Origin of the sequence: Rudaeicoccus suwonensis (assembly GCF_007829035.1) — a bacterium.
GTDB classification, from domain to species: Bacteria; Actinomycetota; Actinomycetes; order Actinomycetales; family Dermatophilaceae; genus Rudaeicoccus; species Rudaeicoccus suwonensis.
The window spans coordinates 24,384-46,028 of the sequence record NZ_VIVQ01000006.1; the positions used below are offsets into that span (position 1 = coordinate 24,384).

At 66.4% G+C, this 21,645-nt stretch carries 19 protein-coding genes; 3 read left to right on the plus strand and 16 right to left on the minus strand.

Annotated elements, in window-relative coordinates:
* Window positions 1-42: 42 nt before the first annotated feature.
* Window positions 43-3,528 carry a DNA-directed RNA polymerase subunit beta gene (rpoB, locus tag BKA23_RS17050; RefSeq protein WP_145230744.1) on the minus strand — a complete coding sequence of 1,162 codons (3,486 nt, stop codon included), beginning with the start codon at window positions 3,526-3,528 and terminating at the stop codon, window positions 43-45.
* A gap of 699 nt (window positions 3,529-4,227) precedes the next feature.
* Here rpoB and BKA23_RS17055 point away from each other — a divergent pair.
* On the plus strand, window positions 4,228-5,190 hold the full coding sequence (locus BKA23_RS17055; protein WP_170226692.1) for an endonuclease domain-containing protein: 963 nt from the start codon (window positions 4,228-4,230) through the stop codon (window positions 5,188-5,190).
* A gap of 195 nt (window positions 5,191-5,385) precedes the next feature.
* On the opposite strand, the gene BKA23_RS17060 is transcribed toward BKA23_RS17055, so the two are convergent.
* The 15 genes from BKA23_RS17060 to ygfZ all read right to left on the minus strand — a co-directional run bounded on the left by BKA23_RS17060 (window position 5,386) and on the right by ygfZ (window position 19,920).
* The gene (locus BKA23_RS17060) at window positions 5,386-6,105 is read right to left on the minus strand and encodes a S1 family peptidase (protein WP_246104717.1); all 720 of its coding nucleotides are present in this window, start codon (window positions 6,103-6,105) and stop codon (window positions 5,386-5,388) included.
* Between the two features lie 434 nt (window positions 6,106-6,539).
* A complete protein-coding gene (locus tag BKA23_RS17065; RefSeq protein ID WP_145230748.1) occupies window positions 6,540-7,634 on the minus strand; it encodes an acyl-CoA dehydrogenase family protein in 1,095 nt (364 codons plus the stop codon).
* 6 nt (window positions 7,635-7,640) lie between these two features.
* Window positions 7,641-8,822 carry an acyl-CoA dehydrogenase family protein gene (locus BKA23_RS17070; RefSeq protein WP_145230750.1) on the minus strand — a complete coding sequence of 394 codons (1,182 nt, stop codon included), beginning with the start codon at window positions 8,820-8,822 and terminating at the stop codon, window positions 7,641-7,643.
* Between the two features lie 302 nt (window positions 8,823-9,124).
* Window positions 9,125-10,018 carry a carbohydrate ABC transporter permease gene (locus tag BKA23_RS17075; protein ID WP_145230752.1) on the minus strand — a complete coding sequence of 298 codons (894 nt, stop codon included), beginning with the start codon at window positions 10,016-10,018 and terminating at the stop codon, window positions 9,125-9,127.
* Window positions 10,015-10,989, minus strand: coding sequence for a carbohydrate ABC transporter permease (locus BKA23_RS17080; protein ID WP_145230754.1), 975 nt, complete (start codon window positions 10,987-10,989; stop codon window positions 10,015-10,017). The genes BKA23_RS17075 and BKA23_RS17080 overlap by 4 nt, the downstream gene beginning before the upstream one ends.
* Window positions 10,989-12,347: an ABC transporter substrate-binding protein gene (locus tag BKA23_RS17085; protein WP_211841784.1), complete on the minus strand. Its 1,359-nt coding sequence runs from the start codon at window positions 12,345-12,347 to the stop codon at window positions 10,989-10,991. The genes BKA23_RS17080 and BKA23_RS17085 overlap by 1 nt, the downstream gene beginning before the upstream one ends.
* A 233-nt stretch (window positions 12,348-12,580) precedes the next feature.
* A complete protein-coding gene (rplL, locus tag BKA23_RS17090; RefSeq protein WP_145230757.1) occupies window positions 12,581-12,970 on the minus strand; it encodes a 50S ribosomal protein L7/L12 in 390 nt (129 codons plus the stop codon).
* 92 nt (window positions 12,971-13,062) lie between these two features.
* A complete protein-coding gene (gene rplJ / locus BKA23_RS17095; RefSeq protein ID WP_145230759.1) occupies window positions 13,063-13,683 on the minus strand; it encodes a 50S ribosomal protein L10 in 621 nt (206 codons plus the stop codon).
* A gap of 303 nt (window positions 13,684-13,986) precedes the next feature.
* Window positions 13,987-15,126: a mannose-6-phosphate isomerase, class I gene (gene manA, locus BKA23_RS17100; RefSeq protein ID WP_170226694.1), complete on the minus strand. Its 1,140-nt coding sequence runs from the start codon at window positions 15,124-15,126 to the stop codon at window positions 13,987-13,989.
* Window positions 15,123-15,938 (minus strand): alpha/beta fold hydrolase, encoded by an 816-nt coding sequence (locus BKA23_RS17740; protein ID WP_170226696.1) that lies wholly within the window; start codon window positions 15,936-15,938, stop codon window positions 15,123-15,125. The genes manA and BKA23_RS17740 overlap by 4 nt, the downstream gene beginning before the upstream one ends.
* The gene (locus BKA23_RS17105) at window positions 15,935-16,264 is read right to left on the minus strand and encodes a DUF2516 family protein (protein WP_145230763.1); all 330 of its coding nucleotides are present in this window, start codon (window positions 16,262-16,264) and stop codon (window positions 15,935-15,937) included. The genes BKA23_RS17740 and BKA23_RS17105 overlap by 4 nt, the downstream gene beginning before the upstream one ends.
* Window positions 16,265-16,357: 93 nt before the next feature.
* Window positions 16,358-17,329: an asparaginase gene (locus tag BKA23_RS17110; protein WP_246104718.1), complete on the minus strand. Its 972-nt coding sequence runs from the start codon at window positions 17,327-17,329 to the stop codon at window positions 16,358-16,360.
* Window positions 17,330-17,525: 196 nt separating this feature from the next.
* Window positions 17,526-18,332 (minus strand): hypothetical protein, encoded by an 807-nt coding sequence (locus BKA23_RS17115; protein ID WP_145230767.1) that lies wholly within the window; start codon window positions 18,330-18,332, stop codon window positions 17,526-17,528.
* A gap of 88 nt (window positions 18,333-18,420) precedes the next feature.
* Entirely contained in the window at window positions 18,421-18,768 is a 348-nt protein-coding gene (locus BKA23_RS17120; protein ID WP_170226698.1) for a helix-turn-helix domain-containing protein, read from the minus strand.
* A gap of 108 nt (window positions 18,769-18,876) precedes the next feature.
* On the minus strand, window positions 18,877-19,920 hold the full coding sequence (ygfZ, locus tag BKA23_RS17125; RefSeq protein ID WP_246104719.1) for a CAF17-like 4Fe-4S cluster assembly/insertion protein YgfZ: 1,044 nt from the start codon (window positions 19,918-19,920) through the stop codon (window positions 18,877-18,879).
* Window positions 19,921-19,985: 65 nt separating this feature from the next.
* Between ygfZ and BKA23_RS17130 the strand changes: the two genes are divergently transcribed.
* Both BKA23_RS17130 and BKA23_RS17135 read left to right on the plus strand, forming a co-directional pair.
* Window positions 19,986-21,110 carry an LCP family protein gene (locus BKA23_RS17130; RefSeq protein WP_145230772.1) on the plus strand — a complete coding sequence of 375 codons (1,125 nt, stop codon included), beginning with the start codon at window positions 19,986-19,988 and terminating at the stop codon, window positions 21,108-21,110.
* A gap of 26 nt (window positions 21,111-21,136) precedes the next feature.
* Window positions 21,137-21,640 (plus strand): heme-binding beta-barrel domain-containing protein, encoded by a 504-nt coding sequence (locus tag BKA23_RS17135; protein ID WP_145230774.1) that lies wholly within the window; start codon window positions 21,137-21,139, stop codon window positions 21,638-21,640.
* Window positions 21,641-21,645 lie beyond the last annotated feature (5 nt).

Here is a 21,645-nt window from a genome sequence, read left to right on the forward strand (position 1 = left end):
GTGCGTCCCGTGGGAGCACCGCCATACAGAACGAAACGGTCATCAGACTTCTTCGACCGAACTCGGCTCGCGCCGGGACAGGTCGATACCGAGTTCCTCCGCGGCGCGGAAGACCTCCTGGTCGGAGTCACGCAGGTCGATCAGTGAGCCGTCGCTGGAGAGCACCTCGACGTTGAGGCACAGCGACTGCATCTCCTTGATGAGCACCTTGAACGACTCCGGGATGCCCGGCTCGGGGATGTTCTCGCCCTTGACGATGGCCTCGTAGACCTTCACGCGGCCGGTGACGTCGTCGGACTTGATGGTGAGCAGCTCCTGCAGCGCGTATGCCGCGCCGTAGGCCTCCAGTGCCCAGACCTCCATCTCACCGAAGCGCTGGCCACCGAACTGGGCCTTACCGCCGAGCGGCTGCTGGGTGATCATCGAGTAGGGACCGGTGGAGCGGGCGTGGATCTTGTCGTCGACCAGGTGGTGCAACTTCAGGATGTACATGTAGCCCACGGAGACCGGCTCCGGGTACGGCTCGCCGGAACGGCCGTCGAACAGCTGCGTCTTGCCGCTGCGGTCGACCAGACGGACGCCGTCGCGCGTCTTGCGCGTGGAGTCCAGCAGACCAGTGATGACGTCCTCGGACGCACCGTCGAAGACCGGCGAGGCGACACGGGATCCCGGCGGGGCCGAGTGGGCGTCGGGCGCGATCTGCGCCTTCCACTCCGGGTCGCCCTCGATCTCCCAGCCGCGCGAGGCGGCCCAGCCCAGGTGCAGCTCCAGGATCTGGCCGAGGTTCATACGACGCGGCACACCGTGCGGGTTGAGCACGACGTCGACCGGCGTGCCGTCCTCCAGGAACGGCATGTCCTCGACGGGCAGGATCTTGGAGATGACGCCCTTGTTGCCGTGACGGCCGGCGAGCTTGTCACCGTCGGTGATCTTGCGCTTGTTGGCGACGTAGACGCGCACCAGTTGGTTGACGCCCGGGGGAAGCTCGTCACCCTCCTCGCGGTCGAAGACCTTGACGCCGATGACCGTGCCGGTCTCGCCGTGCGGGACCTTCATCGAGGTGTCACGCACCTCGCGCGCCTTCTCACCGAAGATCGCGCGGAGCAGGCGCTCCTCCGGGGTCAGCTCGGTCTCACCCTTGGGCGTGACCTTGCCGACCAGCAGGTCGCCGTCACGCACCTCGGCACCGATGCGGATGATGCCGCGCTCGTCGAGGTCGGCGAGGACCTCCTCGCTGACGTTGGGGATGTCGCGGGTGATCTCCTCCGGACCCAGCTTGGTGTCGCGGGCGTCGATCTCGTGCTCTTCGATGTGGATCGAGGAGAGCACGTCGTCCTGCACCAGACGCTGCGACAGGATGATGGCGTCCTCGAAGTTGTGACCCTCCCAGGACATGAACGCCACGAGCAGGTTCTTGCCGAGCGCCATCTCGCCGCCATCGGTGGCGGGACCGTCGGCGATGACCGAACCCACCTCGAGGCGCTCGCCGCCTTCGACCAGCACACGGTGGTTGTAGCAGTTGCCCGCGTTGGAGCGGGTGAACTTGCTGATCCGGTATGACGTCTGGGTGCCGTCGTCGTTCATCACGACGACCAGGTCGGCGGAGACCTCGGTCACGACGCCGGCCTTCTCGGCACGCACGACGTCACCGGAGTCGAGCGCGGCGCGGTATTCCATGCCGGTGCCGACCAGCGGCGCCTCGGAGCGGACCAACGGCACGGCCTGACGCTGCATGTTGGCGCCCATGAGTGCGCGCGAGGTGTCGTCGTGCTCGAGGAACGGGATCAACGCGGTCGCGGCGGACACCATCTGACGAGCAGAGACATCCATGTAGTCGACCTCGTCGGCCGGGACGTCGCTTGCCTCGCCACCCTTGGTGCGCACCAGGACGCGGTCTTCGGCGAACAGGTTGTCCTCGGTCAGGGCCGCATTGGCCTGCGCGATGACGAACTCGTCCTCCTCGTCGGCCGACAGGTAGTGGACCTCGTCGGTGACATGGCCGTTCTCGACCTTGCGGTAGGGCGTCTCGACGAAGCCGAACGGGTTGATGCGACCGTAGGACGCGAGCGAGCCGATCAGACCGATGTTCGGGCCTTCCGGGGTCTCGATCGGGCACATGCGGCCGTAGTGGCTCGGGTGGACGTCGCGAACCTCCATGCCGGCACGGTCACGGGACAGACCACCGGGGCCCAGCGCGGACAGACGACGCTTGTGCGTCAGGCCCGACAACGGGTTGTTCTGGTCCATGAACTGCGACAGCTGGCTGGTGCCGAAGAACTCCTTGATGGAGGCGACGACCGGCCGGATGTTGATCAGGGTCTGCGGGGTGATCGCCTCGACGTCCTGCGTCGTCATACGTTCGCGGACGACGCGCTCCATACGGGACAGACCGGTGCGGACCTGGTTCTGGATCAGCTCGCCGACGTTGCGCAGACGACGGTTGCCGAAGTGGTCGATGTCGTCGACCTCGACGCGCAGGTCGACTTCCTGGCCGTCGCGGTAGCCCTTCATCGTGGTCTCGCCGGCGTGCAGCATGACGAGGTACTTGATGGTGGCGACGATGTCCTCGGTCGACAGGGTCGAGTTGTTCAGCGCGGCCTGCAGACCGAGCTTCTTGTCGACCTTGTAACGACCGACCTTGGCCAGGTCGTAGCGCTTGCCGTTGAAGTAGAGGTTGTCCAGAAGGTTCTGGGCGGCCTCACGGGTCGGCGGTTCGCCCGGACGCAACTTGCGGTAGATGTCCAGCAGCGCCTCGTCCTGCGTGGCGGTGTGGTCCTTCTCCAGCGTCTGGCGCATGGATTCGTACTCGCCGAACTCTTCGAGGATCTGCGCCTCGCTCCAGCCCAGCGCCTTCAGCAGCACGGTCACCGACTGCTTGCGCTTGCGGTCGACGCGCACGCCGACGGTGTCGCGCTTGTCGATCTCGAACTCCAGCCATGCACCGCGGCTGGGGATGATCTTGGCGGTGTAGACGTCCTTGTCGGAGGTCTTGTCGAGGCTGCGCTCGAAGTAGACGCCCGGGCTGCGGACCAACTGCGACACGACGACACGCTCGGTGCCGTTGATGATGAAGGTGCCCCGGTCGGTCATCAGCGGGAAGTCGCCCATGAAGACCGTCTGGCTCTTGATCTCACCGGTGCCGGAGTTCATGAACTCCGCGGTGACGAACAGCGGCGCGGCATACGTCATGTCGCGCTCTTTGCACTCGTCGATGGAGTACTTGACTTCCTCGAACCGGTGGTCGCGGAAGGACAGGCTCATCGAGCCGGAGAAGTCCTCGATCGGGGAGATCTCCTCGAAGATGTCTTCGAGGCCGGAGCGGTCCGGGACGTCGACGCGGCCGGCCGCCTTGGCCTCGGCCACGCGTGCCTGCCAGCGCTCGTTGCCGAGCAGCCAGTCGAAGCTGTCGGTCTGCAGAGCCAGCAGATCAGGGATTTCCAGGGGTTCGCGGATCTTCGCGAACGACAGACGACCGGAGGCCGTCTTTGCCGAGGAGAGGGATTGGGTCGCAATGCGCGAGGCAGCCAAGGATGGGTCCTTCCACAGGCCTTCAAAGCGGGCGTTCGGTCGACGGCTCGATCTCCGGCCACATCCACCGGTCATCCGCTTCGCCGGCACGAGGACGTGCCGATCTGACTCTCGCCTCGCAAACGACGACCTGCGCCGGGGCATGCGAACTGAGGGCGGACAAATGGTGAAGTGGCTGGATACGGGCAGCGCAAAGCAACAATGTACCCGAAAGATGGCCGCATGTCCACACGCAGCAGCGATCGAACCGCGGACGGCTCCCCATGCCATCGGATTCGACGCCATGAGAGTGCACCCTGAAAGCGCCCGGGTCAAGCAATACCCGTAGGTAACACCCGTGCGTGTCGCGCACGAGCGCTTCGAGGTGCGACCGCGCAGCGGCCAGATCCAGGGTGCGATCCCAGCTGAGTGTGCGCCCTTCTCCGCCCGACGAAGGACAAACCTCACCAGATGTCGCGATTCGTCGCGATACCTCGAGCTATCCGGCAGATCCCGACATCTCGCACGAATGGCCCCACGCGAAACCGGCACATCCCGACACCTCGCACGAACGGCCCCACGCGAAACCGGCGGATCGCGACACCTCGCGAGTGCAGTCTTGATCCGCCCGTGTTCACAGGGACGCGCCGAACAGGTGGTTGTCCCCAACCGGCCGCATCAGGACTCCGCCACTCGCCCCGCATCGCCGATCGTGGCGTCATGGCGCGTCAACCCGGACAACTTCCTCCGACCCTCGGTGCTGCCTTCACCCGGTCCGAGGCCCACGACCACGGAGTGACCGACCGGCGGCTGCGTGCGGGCGACTTGTTCGCGCCCACGTCCGGAGTCCGTATGACACGAGACCCTGGACGCGTCGACGCTGCTCGGGTCTACGGCGACCGCACGCCGGCACCGTCAGCGCGTGACCTGGCAGCGGTGTGCAGAGCGATCTCGCTGGTGTTACCCGGCGATGCTGCGTTCAGTCATCAGACCGCGGCAGAGCTTCTCGGCCTACCCCTGCCCCGACGGCTGCAGTGTGGCGGTTTCGCGACACCCGAGAATGGCGCCGTGCACGTCGTCACGAGCGGCGTGAACATCGTGCGTCGCCATACGGTCATTGGGCATCGCGGGCTCGAAAACCGGTGCATCGCCGAGGGTTTCGGCGTGCGGTGCACCGACACGGTGGACACCTTCCTGGACCTGGCGACCGTTCTGTCGCTGGACGAGCTCATCGTCCTCGGCGACGCGATCCTCGCTCGCGCACCGGAAGCGCAGGGTCACATCATCGAGCGCCTGGCGGCGACTCCTCGGGCTCGAGGACGACGGCGGGCACGAGAGGCATTGCTGAGCATGCGCGCCGGGAGCCGGTCACCGATGGAGACGCTGACCCGGCTCCAGGCGATCCGCGGTGGCGCGACGGAGCCCGAGCTCAACGCCGACATCTACAGCTTCGACGGCGCCTGGCTGGCGAACGTCGATCTCTGCTGGCGCGCGTCCAAGGTGATCGTCGAGTATGACGGCGATCACCACTCCGACACGATCCAACGCGGTCGTGACGCACAGCGCCGTCGTCAACTGACCGCGGCCGGCTGGACCGTCATCGTGGTCACCAGCCGCGACATCCTGCGGCCGCATCCGGAATGGACGCACGACCTGATGACCGCGCTGACAGCGGCGGCCTGACGTGGCGAGTTCGTCGAGTCGTCACCGCTCTCGCAGGCGCTTATACGCTTGCACGCTCGCCCTGCCGCACTACGCGAGATGTCGGTATTCGCCGGATCGCTTGCGACGGATCCGGCGAATACCGACATCTGGTGAGCATGGGGACGCTCAGACACCCAGGCGGTCAGGCACCCAGGTGAATGAGAGCGACGGGTCTCAGGCTCCGGACGTGCTACGGATCCACGAACGGCTCGCGGTCAGATTCGCGTAATTCGAACCTGCATGGATGTCGCTGCCGGGGTCCGCCACGTCGCCGGTCGAGCACACACCGACGATGACACCACCGACGAACAGTGGGCCGCCGGAGTCGCCGTGGTTGGACGCGCCGTTGACGCCCTTGACGTGGATCGCCTTGCCTCCGTACGCATCACTGCTGGTGCCCACGACGTTGACCGTCGCCTTGTTCAGGTGCGTCGGCCGCGCGCCGCCCGCCAGGAGGCCGTAGCCCCACACCGTGCCGGAGTCACCGGACTTCGCCGTGTATGACGTCGCCAGCGGCGCGTAGCTGGACAGCGTCTTGCCCGAGGACAGGTGCACGAGAGCGACATCGCCATACGGCGACGCGACGACCCGGTCGGCGGTGTACTCGGTGCCGGGGCTGGTCACGGAGTTGCCGTAGTAAGCGCTCATCCAGGTGACCCCGTCGATGCAGTGCTGCGCGGTGAGCACCCATTGCGCATTGAGCGCCTCCCCCGTGCAACCCCACGACTGCGAGCTGTCGCCACCGGCGATCTGCACGATATAGGGCGAAGTGCCGCTGGTACCGCCGATGATGTACGGCTTGTTCACGCCGCTGGCGTGGGCCGAGCCTGTGGCGGCGGTCAGAGCAGCTGCTGCCGCGGTAGCGGTTGCGGCGATCCGAAGCATGGTGCGCATGGGTGTTCCTCCGTGTGGAATCCGGTATGACGGGTGACGGTGCCGGCGACCGGACCCTGTGACGGCCCTAAACTCACCGGCTTCAGCAGCTTCACCGGATACACACAAACATTCAATTAACCTGGGAAAACAATGGCAATTTCTTGACCGAACGCAGACGTCGTCAGTGACGTCCATAGGTTTGGCGTACGACGATCCCGGTGATCGTGTCGCTGCCCAGACGGTTCTCATCGCGCGTCTCGCGCGGATCGGGCCAACACGCCGATCTACCCCGTACGAATGCCCCTCGGTCAGCCCGTCCGGCCGTCACGGAGTCAGCGTGGCCGGATCCGTGACCGGACAGCGAAATGTCGGGATGTGCCGGATCACTGGCACTGGATCCGGCGCATCCCGACATTTCGTGGGCAGGACGGGGCAGCAACGCCGCCTGACCGTCAGGCCGGGCGCAGCACCTCGACCTGCTCGTAGTCGCGCAGCGAGGCGCTGAGCCGGGCCAGGTGCCACCGGGTGTCACCGAAGGTGTGCTCGATCGCAGTCAGCCGCGCGGTGTAATGGCCCACGGCATACTCGGCGGTCATGCCGATGCCACCGTGCAACTGGATGGCCTCCTGCCCGATGTGCCGGCCGGACTGCCCCACCTGCACCTTGGCGCGCGACGCGGCTGCGGAGTCGAGCGGGTCGTCGGCCAGGGCCATTGCGGTGAAGAGGACCGTGCTGCGCGCGAGTTCCAGTGAGACGTACATGTCGGCCGCGCGCTGCGTGAGCGTCTGGAAGGCTGCCAGCGGAACGCCGAACTGCTTGCGGGTCTTGAGGTATTCGACCGTCATGGGCAGCGCGGCATCCATCGCGCCGAGCGCCTCGCTCACGACCGCGAGGATCCCGAGGTTGACCGCCGCCTCGATCGCCGCCGGCGCGTCGTCGAGCGACCCGAGTTGTATGGCGGGGGTCGCGTCGAAGTGCACCCGCGCTCCGGACACCTGCGGGTCGGCCACGAGGTAGACACCGGTCCGGTCACCGGCGCGGGCGGTCACGACGAGGTGCGTCGCGACATCGGCATACGGCACGGGCTCCTTGGTGCCGGTGAGGACGACCGAGTCGCCCTCCCCCTCGGCCGTCACGTCGTATGCCGCGAGCGACCATGCGCGACCAGGCTCCGCGAGCGCGGGCACGATCAGCGAACTGCCGTCGAGCAGATCCGGCAGGAACGCCGCCTTCTGTTCGGCAGTCCCCGCGCGGTTGATCAACTCCGCAGCGACCATCGCGTCGGCGTAGGCGGTCACCAACCGGCCACGGCCGAGTTCGGTTGCTGCGAGGCTCAATTCGACCGCGGACGCACCGGCTCCACCGACATCCTCACCGAACGCGAGGCCGAGCAGACCCATGTCGGCGATCGCCGACCACGCTGCCGCGTCGTGTTTGCCCGGCCCGACAGGAACGTCCCCGCCGCTGCTGGCCGGCGTATGGCGCCCGGCGAGGTCTCGCACCGCGTCGCGCAGTGCCTTCTGTTCGTCGTCGAAGGTGAAATCCATGTGCGTTCAGCCTTTCAGTCCGAGGATCGCCGAGGCGATGACACTGCGCTGCACCTCGTTGGAGCCGCCATAGATCGACGCCTTGCGGAAGTTGAGATAGGTCGGTGTCGCGAGCGCGGCCCACGCCTCGGTCTCGCTGTCGTCGCCGCGCTTCCACTCCAGTGAAGCCGGACCGGCGATGTCCGCTATGAGCTCGAGGACGTCCTGCTGCAGCTGGCTGCCGCGCAGTTTGAGGATCGAGGACACCGGGTCCGGCTTACCCTCCTTGGAATTGCCGGCGACGCGCAGCACGGTGAGTTCGAGTGCTGCGACCTGGGATTCGAGCTCGGCGATGCGTGCGGCGACAAGTGGCTGATCCAACAGCGATCCGTTTCCGTCGCGAGTGGCAGCGGCATAGGACTTGGCATCGGCGAGTCGGCGCTTGATGCTGCCGACCGGGGCGACACCGACGCGCTCGTTGCCGAGGAGGAACTTGGCGTAGGTCCACCCCTGGCCGCGCTCGCCGACGAGTTGGTCGGCGGGCACACGGACGTTTTCGAAGAAGACCTCGTTGACCTCGTGGCCGCCGTCGATGAGCTGGATCGGCCGGACGGTGACCCCGGGTGACTTCATGTCGATCAGCAGGAACGAGATGCCCATCTGCTTCTTGGGCGCATCGGGCTCGGTGCGGACCAGCGCGAAGATCCAGTCGGCGTGCTGGCCGAGGGTGGTCCAGGTCTTCTGGCCGTTGACGACCCACTCGTCACCTTCGAGCACCGCCGAGGTGCGCAGGCTGGCGAGGTCGGAGCCGGCGTTCGGCTCGGAGAAGCCCTGGCACCACCAGATGTCGAGATTGGCCGTCGGCGGCAGGAAGCGCTCCTTCAGCTCCTGCGAACCGAAGGCCGCGATGACCGGGCCGACCATGTTGGCGTTGAACGCCAGTGGCGGCGGGACGCTGGCGTCCTGCATCTCCTGCAGGTAGATGTGGCGCTGCAGCTGGGACCACTCCTTGCCGCCCCACTCGACGGGCCAGTGCGGCACCGCCAGGCCGGCTTCGTTCAAGATCCGCTGCGCCTGGCGCATGTCGTCGGCAGACGGCTCTCCGCCCGCTGCCCAGCGCTGACGCAGGTCCTGCGGAACCTGGGTGGTGAAGAACTCCCGCATCTGCTGCTGGAAGGCAGCGTCTTCGGCGGTCAGGTGCAAGTGCATAGGAAACAGACCTTCCTCGTTGAGGGCTTCCGAACCCCAGAGTAGCGCGCTGACTAAGCGCTCGCTTAGTCATCTCGCAGACGATCTGCCGTGAGTACCGGCGGGTCACCCGCAGGGGCGAGGCCATCAGCCGCACAGGTCGAATCGCGCGCCCGACGAGCACTGCGCTCACACGCAAAGAACCGACGCCGAACTCAGGTCAGCTCTGAGTCCGGCGCCGGCGTCCGGTGGGTCCGAGGCCCGGTGAAGTCGGCTACGAACGGCGCTCCCCAACATTCGGCGAAACACTGTTTCGCCGCGTGTCAGCCTTTGCTCGAACCGAGAGAGAGTCCCGCGACGAACTGTTTCTGCAGCACCAGATACACCACCAGCGTCGGGATCGCCGCAATCAGAGCGGCTGCCGCAATCATGTTCTGATTGCTCACGAACTGGCCCTGCAGGTCATTGAGTGCCGAGGTGATCGGCCGCTTGCTTCCGGTCGACATCAGCACGGTCGCCCAGAAGAAGTCGTTGTAGATCCACGTCGTGAGCAACGTCGCCAGCGCGGCCAGAGCGGGTCGGCACATCGGCAGGGTCAGCCGCCACCACTGGGTGAACAATCCGGCGCCGTCGACCCGGGCGGCTTCATACATCTCGGCCGGGATCGACTTCATGTAATTGCTCAGCACGAAGGTGCAGAAGCCGAGCTGGAAGGTGACGTTGATGATGATCAGCCCGAGGTAGGTGTTGTAGAGAACACCGGACGAGCTCAGAAAGGTCGGCACCTCCAACTGGGTGTAGATCCAGTACAACGGCGTGATGATGGCCTGCTGCGGCAAGAGGTTGCCCGCCGTGAACAGGATCAGCAGCGCAATGCTGCCGCGGAATTTGACCCGGGTCAGGATGAAGGCGACCGCCGATGCCATCGCCAACGTCAGGATGACCGCCGGCACGGTGATCCACACCGAGTTGAGGAAGTAGTGCACCATCTGGCCCTGCGTCCAGGCATTGGTGAAGTTGCTCAGGGTGAGCCCGCCGTGCGGCAGCGAGACGTAGCCGTATTTGGACGTGCTCGCGATAGGACGCAGCGCGACATACAGCGCGAACAGGATGGGCACGATCCACAGGACAGTCATGACGATCATGAAGATCGTCGAGGCGAGCTGTCCCCGGTTGCGCCGCTTGGCAGGGGCCGCCGGGATGCTGGCCGCGGTCATGCTGCGTCCTCCTCGCGGAAGTTGGTGTAGAGGAAGATGCAGATCGGCACCAGCGACACCAGCAACAGCACGACGGCCAGCGCCGACCCGTAACCGATGCGCTGGGTCTGACCGATGATCCACTCGGTGACCAGCATCGAGAGCATCTCCAGGCCCGGCAGGACGGTGTTGCCGCCGGAGGTGATGTAGACGAGGTCGTAGGCGCGCAACGACTCGATGACCGTGATGACCAGGATCACGATGTTGATCGGCTTCATCACCGGGAAGATCACCTTGCGGAAGGTCATCCACGCTCCGGCACCGTCCATCTGCGCCGCTTCGCGCAGTGTCGGGTCGACCGCCTTGAGTCCGGCCAGGTAGAGCACCATGACGTATCCCGCTTGACGCCAACTGGCCTCCACCAGCACCGCCCACAGGTTGGTGTGGGAGTTGCCGAGCCAGTCGATCGCGTCGTTGTTGCCGGTCCGCCCGATGATGCTGTTGATCAGACCGTAGTTCGGTGAATAGATCAGCTCCCAGATGATGCCGATCAAGGCGAGCGAGAGCATCACCGGCAGGAACAGCACGCTCTGATAGATCCTGCTGCCACGGATGTTGCGGTCGATGATGACGGCGAACAGCATGCCCAACGGGGTCGCCACGCAGACGAACACCAGCAGCCAGATGATGTTGTGCTCGACTGCCGGCCAGAACTGTGGGTCGGTCTGCGCGGCGAACTTGTAGTTCGCCAGGCCGGTCATCTTGATCGAGCTGAACCCACCGAGATTGTCCCAACTGGTGAAGGACAAACCGACGGTGGCCACCGCAGGCAGCCAGATGAACAGCAGGTCCGCCGCGAGCGGGATCCCCAGCATCAACGCGACAAGCACCTTGTCCCGCTTCGACAGCGCCGCGATGCGACGCCCCCGCGGGAGCTTGCGACGGGCCGGCGATGCTGACTTCGCCGGACCGTCGAGAGAGCCTGTGGTCATCAGGAGGCGAAGACCGTCTTGGCTTGCGCCTCGAGGCTGGACTGGATCGACTTGGCCTCGCTCATCGTCGGGTTGTTGATGAACGTGTCGAAGGCGGCGGCCACCGTGTTGTCGGCGAAGCCGCCGTCACTGTCGCGGTCCATGAACTGCGAGACCTGCTTGCACTGGCTGATGACCTCGACGGACTTCTTCTGGATCGCGTTGTATGACGGAACCGTCGCGTCCTTGGCCACCGCGACGTCCCACTGGTCGTACTTCAGGTAGGCCGACTCCGCGGCACCGGTGCCGATGTATTCGAGCAGCTTCTTGGCGGCGGTGACGTTCTTGGCCTTGGAGGAGATGCAGAAGCCGTCCGCCGGGGCATCCATGTAGTCCTGGCCCCACTGCGGGTTGATCTCGGGGTAGACGAAGAAGTCGAGAGCCGACAGATCGGCATTGTCGGCGACATACTGCGCGGCGACCTGGTTGGTGCCCTGGAACATCATGGCGGCCTGCCCGGACTCGAGCGTCTTGGCCGCGTCCTCCCAGATGCGCCCGGTGGCGCCGGCCTGGCAGTAGGGCAGCAACTCCGCCCAGTGCTCGAAGACCGTCGTGACTCGCGGGTCGGTCCACGGCACCTGATGCCGGCACAGCTGCATGTGGAAGTCGTATCCGTTGAGCCGGAGGTCGAGGATGTCGAACGTCCCGAGGGCCGGCCAGCCGTCCTTCTGTGCGAACGCGAACGGGATCAGGCCGTCCTTCTTGATCTGCTTGCACAGCGTGATCAACGAGTCCCAGGTCGTCGGGACCTCATAACCGTTCTTCTTCCACACGGTCATGTTCTGGAAGACCACCCACGGGTAGTTGTAGATCGGCACGAGGTAGTAGTGCCCGTCGGCGCCCTTGGACAGGTCCTGCACGGGCGCGGAGAAGTTGCTGCCGATCGTGTCCCAGACGTCGTCGATCTGATCGATCAACCCCTTGCTGGCAAAGGTCTGCAGGCGGTAGCCGGCGAACCAGGTGAACAAGTCGTCAGGGGACCCCTGCAGATAGGAGTTGATGTTGTTCTGAAAGGTGTTGTGGTCGGTGGTGTTGATCTTGACCTTGACACCGGTGCTCTTCTCCGCAGCGGAAATCAGCGCCGCAAAGGCTTCCTTCGGAGCGGGGTCGGAGTAGTTGGAGCCGAACGTGACGGAGTTGCCGCCACCACTTTGCTTGCCCGTGCTGCCGCCACTGCCCTTGGTGCCACAGGCTGCGAGCAACCCGGCGCCTGCGGTGACGGCGGCGGATTTCAGGACGGTCCGCCGGCCGATCGGAGCGCCCATTCCAAGGCGCCGAGCGATGTCCTGAGCAGGGGTCGAAGGTGCTGACTTGACCATGTTGGCCTCCCAATGAATGCGCCACAGCGCCGTGGCGATCCGAGCAAATCGAACATATTCGCTCGCGATCGATCATCGGAATCAAACCACTTCAACATTTCTTGGTCAATCGATATCAGCAAATTGGCAGAAATTTTCGCGTCCGGCGCGGCCGGGAACGACGAAAGCGTGCCCGGCCCGTGAGGGCTGGACACGCTTTCGGCAATGCTGCAGCGGTCAGGCGACCGCGTGGCTCACTTGAGTTCGACGGTCGCGCCGGCGCCCTCGAGCTGCTCCTTGGCCTTCTCGGCCGCAGCCTTGTCGACCTTCTCCAGGACGGGCTTGGGGGCGCCGTCCACGAGGTCCTTGGCTTCCTTCAGGCCGAGGGAGGTCAGCGCGCGGACCTCCTTGATGACCTGGATCTTCTTGTCGCCGGCAGCGGCGAGGATGACGTCGAACTCATCCTGCTCCGCGGCCTCGTCGCCACCGGCAGCGGCGCCGCCGGCCGGAGCAACACCGACGGCCACGGGGGCCGCGGCGGTGACGTTGAAGGTGTCCTCGAACTCCTTGACGAACTCGCTGAGCTCGATCAGGGTCATCTCCTTGAAGGCCTCAAGGAGCTCTTCAGTGCTGAGCTTTGCCATGGTTGGCAACCTTTCGTTTCGTTAACGACCGAGGTCGTATGCCGTGAGTGGCGTGGGTGCTTCTGATCTGTCGAACATGACGCTGTGCAGCGTCAGTTCTCGTCGCCACCCTCGGCGACGTCGGTGCCTGCCTCGGCCGGGGCCTCGGCGGGGGTCTCTTCGGCGGAAGCGGCCGGGGCGTCGGCGGTGACCGGGCCCTCGGTCTCGACCTTGGCGCGCAGCGCGTCGACGACCCGAGCGGTCTGCGACAGCGGCGCGGCGAAGAGGTAGACCGCCTGGCTGAGCGACGCGTTCATCGCGCCGGCCAACTTGGCGAGCAGGGTCTCGCGAGACTCGAGGCTCGCAAGCTTGGTGATGTCCTCCGATGACAGGGCCTTGCCGTCAAGCACGCCGCCCTTGATCACCAGGAGAGGGTTTGCCTTGGCGAAGTCACGCAGCACCTTGGCCGCCTCGACCGGTTCCCCGGTGATGAAGGCGATCGCGGACGGACCCTGCAGCTGGCCGTCGAAAGCCGTGACTTCGGCTTCGGCGGCGGCGCGCTTGGTCAGCGTGTTCTTCACCACGGAATAGGTCGCGTGCTCACGCAGAGAGTTACGCAGCTCGGTGAGCTGGGCCACGGACAGACCGCGGTACTCCGTCAGCACGGCCGCACCCGAGTCACGGAACTGTCCCGTGAGCTCGGCGATGGCAGCCGACTTGTCGGACTTGGCCATGCGGACCTCCTTGATCGGTGAATGATGAGGAATCCCACCGGCCATCCAAGGTCCAGCAACAAAAAGCGCCCCGGTCGCAGATGCGCCGGGGCGTGAAACGACCGGGCGGCATACGAGCTGTATGCCGTGGCTGGTCGTGCAGCCGTGCTCACCTGCGCGGGTCGCCCGCTCGCTGCGGGACCTTCGGCTGTCGGCGCGCGAGCGCGACGACAGTGACCTGCGGTCTTCGGTACCCCAAGGGTAGGGGAGCACCCGCATGGCGGCCAAATCGACGCACCCTCGAACCCGGCGGACGCCGACCGATCAGACCGTCACGACCTCAGCAGGCACCGCAGCGAGATACAGCCGGCCCGGACCGGTAGCCGTCACGCCATCGGCTCCGGCATCCAAAAAGCACGACTGACCCGGCGCCAGCACGACCGAGCCCTCAGCGGACGAAACCGTCACCTCGTCGTCCAGAGCCAGCGCGATGCGCGGGGCGCCGGCGCCGGGCAGCGCGACCGGCCCGGCTCCCCCTCCGACCACGTGCAACTGGAAGTGCTGGGTCTGCGCGGGAAAGGAGTGCACCCGGTCGCCGGTGCCTTGCTGCGGGACCATCGCCTGATCGACGTCGACGATGCGCAGCAACTCCTCGATGTTGATCGCCTTGGGAGTCAGGCCTGCCCGCACGATGTTGTCGGAGTTGGCCAGGATCTCCACGCAGGTGCCTCGGACATAGGCGTGCAGCACTCCTGCGGGCAGGAAGACGTAGTCGCCGGGTCGCAGGATCCGGTGGACCATCGTCAACAAGACCACCAACCCGATGTCCCCGGGAAACTGCTGCGCGATCCGAAGCACCGCCGCCACGGTGGTGTCGGTGTCCGAGTGCTCGCCGATGGCGTCGACGACTTCGGCAACCAGGGTCGCTCGCGCGTCGTCGCTCGTCTGCAGCAGGCTCGCCAGCAGCGCCTGCGCGGGCTGCGGCGCTACGTCGCAGTGCGCCAGTACGGCGTCCATGCGTGACAGGTTCAAAGAACGCAGGAAGGCCGCGGTCTCGGCATACGGCCGCAGACCGACGAAGATCTCGTAGTCGGTGACCGCGATGAGCGCTTCCGGCTTGGGCCACCGGTCGCCATACGTGCCTGACGGGGCGTCGATCGCCTGTTGCGCGTTCGGGTGGCACTGGATCGACAGCGCGCGTTCGGGCGCCAGGACCTTCAGCAGAAAGGGCAGCCGGCCGCCGAACCGCTGCGCGCACGCCGCGCCCAGCACTCCGACCGGGTCGGCGGCGATCACCCTGTCGAGGGTCGATCCCGCGATGCCGGCGGGCGCCGCTTCATGGGCGCCCATCCACAGTTCCGCCTCGGGCGCAACCGTCGGCCCATTGCGCCCCGTGAGAGCAGCGAGCACCGTGTGCGAACCCCAGGCGTAGTTCTGGATCCGCGGTTCGAGCCGTTCGATCACGCCAGGAACTCCCCGATGAGCGATCGCACCAGCGGCCGATGCGACCACAGGATGCCGCCGGGCGGAAGGACTTCCAGCCGGGCATGCGGCAACAGCCGCGCGAGCTCTTCCGCCACCCACACCGGGTGCGCCGGATCGTCCTGCTGCGCCAGGATGAGTGCAGGCGCGGTCACACCGCGCAGCACCGACCGATCGGCAAGGGCCACCTCGTGCGGGATGCTGCGCAGCGCCCGACTCACATCGGTGCGCACGATCGTCGCGGCCTGGTCATGGCACCATCCGCGGACCTCGGGCCGGTCGCGCATCGCGGCCGGTTGTTCCTCGAGCATGAGTTCGGCTACGGCGTCGACGTCGCGGTCCTGCGCCAGTTCGCCCATCCGGATCAGGCGGTCGAGGGCGGCATCGGTGCGCGGGGTGTCGAGCACCGCCGGTATGACGAAGACCAGTCGCTCGAAGCGGTCCGGCGTCTCGCCCAGCAGGTGGCTCAGCGCACCGGCACCCATTGAGACGCCGAGCGCTCGCGAGGCTTCGACATGGTCGGCGACGGCGCGCAACTCACCGGCGAGCGCGGCATACGTCCACGGGGTCTCGGGCGAGGAGGACGCGCCGTGTCCGCGGAAGTGGAAGAACGCGCGGGATCCGGCGACGGACGATCCGAATGGTCGGGTCGTCGCAATGGAACCGGCAAGGCCGTGACCGAAAACAGTTGTGGGAGAACCAGATCCGGTGACGAGATATTCGAGGGCGCCGTCGCGGGTCGGCAGCAGCGAGGTGCGGGGCGCGAGCGTGCGCAGACCGGAGTCCGAGCTCACCACGGACCGTAGGGGCCGTTCTGGTTGCTGCGTGCGTTCCCCAGAACCCGCTGTATGGCGGGGCGTACATCGGCCAGATAGACCGCCGCGCCGACGACTGCGACGATCTCGAAGATGCTCAGCGGAGCCTCGATCGACAAGAACCCGAGCACCATTGCAACACCGGTGATCGCCAGCCACGCGGGCTTGCTCAGCTTGCCCGCCGCGGTGAAGGCGTCGCTGCGGCGCCGTAGGCAGTCGATGAAGGCGAACACCTGCATCGCGAACAGGATCACGCCGAGCACGAGCCCGACGTAGGCCTGCAGGTGGAAGAACGTTGTTCCCATGGCGGTCAGCCTAACCGTCAAACATCGCCGGCCATCCACGATCAGTCAGGTGCCACCTGTGAGGCCGCCACCCACGACTCCTGACCCCGCGAGTCAGATGCCGATGGCGCGCACCGCGCCGACCGGTGCCCCATGCCCGAGGATCTCGCTGTGCGCGAGCGCGTCGACCGCATCGCCGTCGATGCCGGCACGCCGCAACAGCGCCGCCATCACGACCGGCCGGGCTCGCTGTGAGCCGTCGGCGATCTTGACCGCCAAACCGCGTCCGTCCGCCAGACCGACTGCGTAGACCGCCTCGGCGCCATCCTTGGCGATGAGACCGTCGACTCCGCGGATCAGCGCGGTCACGTCGCGTCGGGTGCCACCCAGATACTCCGGCCGCTCACGTATGGCGTCTCGCACCCTCGCCTCGTCGGTTCCGTCGGCCGCACCGGCGATCCGGCCGAAGGCCCGTGCGAGACCGCCCGGCGAGATGGCCATGACGGGTGCGCCGCAGCCGTCGATACCGGTGGCCGCGACCGGTTCTCCGGCGAGGTCGGCGAGGGTCTGAGCCATCAGCTGCTGCAGCGGATGCTCAGGGTCGCGGTAGGTGCGGGTGTCCCAGCCGGCGGCCACGCAGGTCGCGAGCATCGCGGCGTGCTTGCCGGAGCAGTTCTGCGCAAGTGAGGTGGCGTCGCGCCCGCCGCGCAGCCATTCCCGGCGAGCCTGCTCGTCATACGGCAGGTCGGGGGTGTTTTGCAGGTCGGTCTCGGAAAGGCCCGCGCCCGAGAGGATTTCGAGCACGCCGGCGAGATGGAAGTCCTCACCGGAGTGACTCGCCGACGCCAGCGCGAGCAGTCTCGGGTCCCCGAGCGTCAGCCCGGCGCGCAGCATCGCCAGCGCCTGGATCGGCTTGTTGGACGAGCGCGGGAAGCAGGGAGCACTCGCATCGCCGGCGGCGAACTCGACGGATCCGTCGGGGCCAGTGATGACCGCGACACCGTGGTGCACGGACTCCACGAAACCGTTTCGGTCGACCTGGGCAAGGACAGGGGCCGCGGCGAGGGCATCAGCAGAACTGGTCACCGGGCCGACGATAGGGGGCCACCAGACGTACCCGGTAGTCGGCTCCCCGAGTCGGCTGTGCGGCGACAACTGCGGTCGCATGATGCGGCTGCTGCCGCGGCGATGCACAGCCAAAGACGCGCTGCCGGTCCCACGAGTTCGTGGGACCGGCAGCGCGCCGATCAGGTGCAGTCGGTCAGAACTGCAACGGGAGCGTTCAAGCCTGCTCGGACGCCGCAGCCGGAGTGGCCTGCGCCGAGGCAGCCGGCGTGGTCTGAGCGGACTGCGTGCTCTTGGCCGGACCAGCCTTCTTGGCGGTGGTCCGCTTCGCCGGAGCCTTCTTGGCCGGCGCCTTGGCGGTGGTCTTGGTGGCAGTGGCCTTGCCGGCGATCGTCTTGCGGGCCGGCTTGCGACCGGGCTTCTTGGCGGTCGGCTTGGCGGCGCCCTCCTTGGCGGCGCTGCTGCGGGCCGCGGTGGCGGCCTCGGCCTCGACCTTGCCGGCCTGCGAGCCGACCCGGCCGGCCAGGCTGGCGACGTTCTTGGCGGCTTCCTTGCGGGCTGCGAAGGCGGTGCTCACAGCGGTCCCCTGAGTGTCGCGCGCGGTCTTGCGGGCGGACTTGACCGCGGAGCGGCTCTGGTCGACCGCACTGTCGACACGCGAGGACAGTTTCTGCGCGACCGGCTGACGGCGCAGTTCGCCGATGACCTTCTCGCCACGCTCGGCGAAATCGAGGTAACCGTCGGAGAGTTCGTTGTAGGAGCTCTCGAGGTCGCCGGTAACGGCCTCGTAGCGCTGCGTCGCCCGCGACGGCAGGGACAGCGCCTGATCACGCACGTCGACGACCGCGCCGGAGATGCGGGTCTGCACGTTCTTCGGCGACAGTTCGGTCAGCGCAGAGCCGGCGCGCTCGCCGACTCGGGTGAGCGCGTCACGCACGCCGGACACTGCGACGTCCGCCGCACCGACGAGTGCGTACAGCGGGGTCGCGTCGAGGTTCTTGCGGAGCTGGTCGGTGGCGGCCATGGCCGGTCCTTTCGTGGTACTTCGGTTCGCTTTGGGCAACAACATTTCTCGTGCACAGTCGGCGATAACCGCCTGTGCGACTCCTGCGTCAGTCCTCGACGAAAGAGTCGTAGACATCGAGCAGCACCTTGCGCTGCTTGTCCGTCAGGCGTGGGTCCAGCCGGATGGCCGCTCGCGCATCGGCCTGGGTCTCGGCGGCGTCCGGAGACGCTTCGAGAATCCCGGCATGCACGTACAACTGCTCGGCCGAGATCCGCAACCCCTTCGCGAGGGCCTGCAGGATCTCGGCGCTCGGCTTCTTCAGACCGCGTTCGATCTGCGAGAGATACGGGTTGGAGATTCCGGTGCGTTCGGCGAGTTGCCGCAAGGACAACTGCGCCTGCTGACGCTGGTCCTTCAGGTAGCTACCCACGTCACCCACCGGATTCGGACTCACGAGTAACATTATGCTTGCTGTAGTTAGCAAGTTGCAAGCCATAGTTAGCGTGACCTCGCTCACAAGCCCTTGACAACCGCCGTTCCTGCAGTCGCAGGGTCGGGTGGACTACGGCTCGACGATGACCGTCTGGGCCGCCGACACGGGACCGGCATGCAGCACTGCCTGCGGATCCGTGGAGCGCTTGACCACAGCGAGTGCGACAGGACCGTCCTCCGCATGGCGAACCACGGACGTGATGCGGCCGACCGGCCGCTCCCCGTCGGCGATCACGAGCTCGGCCCCGGCATCGGGCAGCACGTGCCCTGAGCCGTCGAGGTGCAGGAACACCAGCCGGCGCGGCGGCCGGCCGAGGTTGTGGACCCGCGCGACGGTTTCCTGGCCGCGATAACACCCCTTGTGCAGATGAACCGCCGTGCGCAGCCAGTCGAGTTCGTGCGGAATCGTCCGGTGGTCGGTGTCCAGGCGCAGACGTGGCCGCCAGGCCACCACCCTGAGGGCTTCCGCTGCCCAAGTGCCTGCCAGCGGGCGGTCGCCCACCTCGGCATCCAGTTGGGCACGGGGAACGATGAGCTCGCGCCATACCCGCGATTCGCCGGGGTGGGGGTTCGCCGCGGCATACGTCGCAGTGTCGGGCCCGAGCCCGGGCCACGGGTCACGCCAGGCGATCACGCCGCGGCTGCTCAACTCCGCTGCGGTCGACTCAGCATCGATCGGCTCACCGAGGACGGCGTACCGGTCGGAGACATCGGCCACCTCGACGCGCAACATGAACTTCATCCGCTCCAGCCAGGCGACGAGCGCATCAGCGGTGCCGGGCTCGACCGACAGCCACGTCGTCGTGCCGTCGTCGACGACGTGCAGCGCGTGCTCAATGTGGCCGTGCGGGCTGAGTACGAGCGACTCGGTCGAGGTGTATGCCGCCAGGCCGGTCAGCTGCTGGGTGGTCATCGAGTGCAACCAGGAGAGTCGGTCGGGCCCGGTGACGGTGACGACGCCGCGGTGCGACAGGTCGACGACGGCCAGGCCTTCGGACAGCAGTCGTTGCTCGCGCATCGGGTCTCCGTAGTGCGCTGCGACCCCGGCATCGACACCATCGCCGGACACCGCGCCGGGTCGGGCGAGCAGGGCGGAGGAGGTGTCGGCGGTCACCGTTTCAGCGTACGTCGCGGCCGGACATTCTCCATCCAGCGGGCATCCCATCTACACTCCCGGCCATGACGCATGAGGAGCCAGGCGCCGAAGACCACACCCAACCGGTGCCCGTCGACGCGGGTACCGACGCCGCTGCAGGGGGCGATTCGGACGATGTGAGCGAAGGGGGCGCAGCCGCAGGAACGGTCGGTGGGCGAAGCCGTCGCCCGAAGAAGAAGGCCGGCTTCCTCAAAGTCACCCTGCTGAGCCTGCTGTCGATCATCGTGATCATCGCCGTGGCCGTCGGCGGATTCGCGCTCTATCTGAACCACATCCTGGATCGCAACCTCACGCACGGCGTCGCCCTGCCCAAGAGCACCGTTCCCCCCGCCGCCGACGCAGGCAACTCGCAGAACATCCTGCTCATCGGTACCGACACGCGCTCCGGGTCGGTGACCGACGTCTCGGCGGGCGCGCGTTCCGACGTCATCCAACTCGTGCACATCAGCAAGGGCTACAAGACCGCCCAGGTCATCCACTTCCCGCGTGACCTGTACGTCGCCATACCTGGCCACGACAAGAACAAGATCAACGCCGCCTACGCCTTCGGTGGGCCTGCGCTGCTCGCGGAGACGATCTCCGACCTGCTCGGCGGCGTCACCATCAACCGCTACGCCGTCATCGACTTCCAGGGCTTCGCGGATCTGACCAACGACCTCGGCGGTGTCGACATCTACGTGCCACAGGCGTTCGACGAGCGCGGTTTCGGAGATTTCTCCCAGGGATACCACAAGATGAACGGCCAACAGGCACTCCAGTTCGTGCGTGAACGTCACCAGTTGGCCGAGGGCGACATCGATCGCGGCCGCGACCAGCAGGAGTGGATCAAGGCGGTGCTGAAGAAGACCCTCAGCGCGGGCACCCTGCTCAATCCGATCAAGCTGGCCGAGACCGTCAACGACCTGACGAAATACATGCAGGTCGACGCCGCAACCTCCAGCAGCGACCTGCGCAATCTGGCGTTCAACCTGCGCAACGTGCGCTCGAGCGACATCACGTACTACACCGCGCCGTTCAGCGGATTCGGCAGCAACCCTGTCGCCGGGTCCATCGACATCGTCAACACGACCCAGATGAAGGCACTGGGTCAGGCGCTCTACCACGACAAGATGTCGACCTACACCTACGGAAAGAACGACATCCACTGATCGAGGCAACCGATACCATCGCTCAAGTGCCGTTCGAACTCGACCTTGACCTGCCTCGTGACCTCGCTCCCCTCGCCTGGCTGATCGGCCGCTGGGAGGGAGCAGGCGTGGTCGGCTATCCCACGATCGAGTCGGCGAACTTCGGCCAAGAGGTCATCTGCACCCATGACGGCAGGCCGTTCCTGCGCTGGGAGTCGCGCACGTGGTTGCTCGACGACGCCGGCGAGAAGGTGCGACCGCTCGCGACCGAGTTGGGTTTCTGGCGTCCGCTGCCGGACAACGAGGTCGAACTGCTGTTGACCCATCCGACCGGCATCGTCGAGCTGTACTACGGCAATACCTCTCCGGCGAAGATCGAGTTACGCACCGACGGGGTGCTGCGCAGCCCGGCGGCCAAGGAGTATGCCGCCGCGTCCCGTCTCTACGGCTACGTGAATTCGAACATGATGTGGGCGATGGACATGGCCGCCATGGGTGAGTCGCTGCAGAGCCACGTCTCGGCCGAGTTGAAGAAGGTCGGCAAGGAGTAGCAACC

Excerpts from the sequence above, each read along its gene's own strand:
- BKA23_RS17055 (WP_170226692.1), top strand. The coding sequence starts at position 4,228 with ATGGCGCGTCAACCCGGACAACTTCCTCCGACCCTCGGTGCTGCCTTC.
- BKA23_RS17060 (WP_246104717.1), bottom strand. The coding sequence starts at position 6,105 with ATGCGCACCATGCTTCGGATCGCCGCAACCGCTACCGCGGCAGCAGCT.
- BKA23_RS17065 (WP_145230748.1), bottom strand. The coding sequence starts at position 7,634 with ATGGATTTCACCTTCGACGACGAACAGAAGGCACTGCGCGACGCGGTG.
- BKA23_RS17070 (WP_145230750.1), bottom strand. The coding sequence starts at position 8,822 with ATGCACTTGCACCTGACCGCCGAAGACGCTGCCTTCCAGCAGCAGATG.
- BKA23_RS17075 (WP_145230752.1), bottom strand. The coding sequence starts at position 10,018 with ATGACCGCGGCCAGCATCCCGGCGGCCCCTGCCAAGCGGCGCAACCGG.
- BKA23_RS17080 (WP_145230754.1), bottom strand. The coding sequence starts at position 10,989 with ATGACCACAGGCTCTCTCGACGGTCCGGCGAAGTCAGCATCGCCGGCC.
- BKA23_RS17085 (WP_211841784.1), bottom strand. The coding sequence starts at position 12,347 with ATGGTCAAGTCAGCACCTTCGACCCCTGCTCAGGACATCGCTCGGCGC.
- rplL (WP_145230757.1), bottom strand. The coding sequence starts at position 12,970 with ATGGCAAAGCTCAGCACTGAAGAGCTCCTTGAGGCCTTCAAGGAGATG.
- rplJ (WP_145230759.1), bottom strand. The coding sequence starts at position 13,683 with ATGGCCAAGTCCGACAAGTCGGCTGCCATCGCCGAGCTCACGGGACAG.
- BKA23_RS17105 (WP_145230763.1), bottom strand. The coding sequence starts at position 16,264 with ATGGGAACAACGTTCTTCCACCTGCAGGCCTACGTCGGGCTCGTGCTC.
- BKA23_RS17115 (WP_145230767.1), bottom strand. The coding sequence starts at position 18,332 with ATGGCCGCCACCGACCAGCTCCGCAAGAACCTCGACGCGACCCCGCTG.
- BKA23_RS17130 (WP_145230772.1), top strand. The coding sequence starts at position 19,986 with ATGACGCATGAGGAGCCAGGCGCCGAAGACCACACCCAACCGGTGCCC.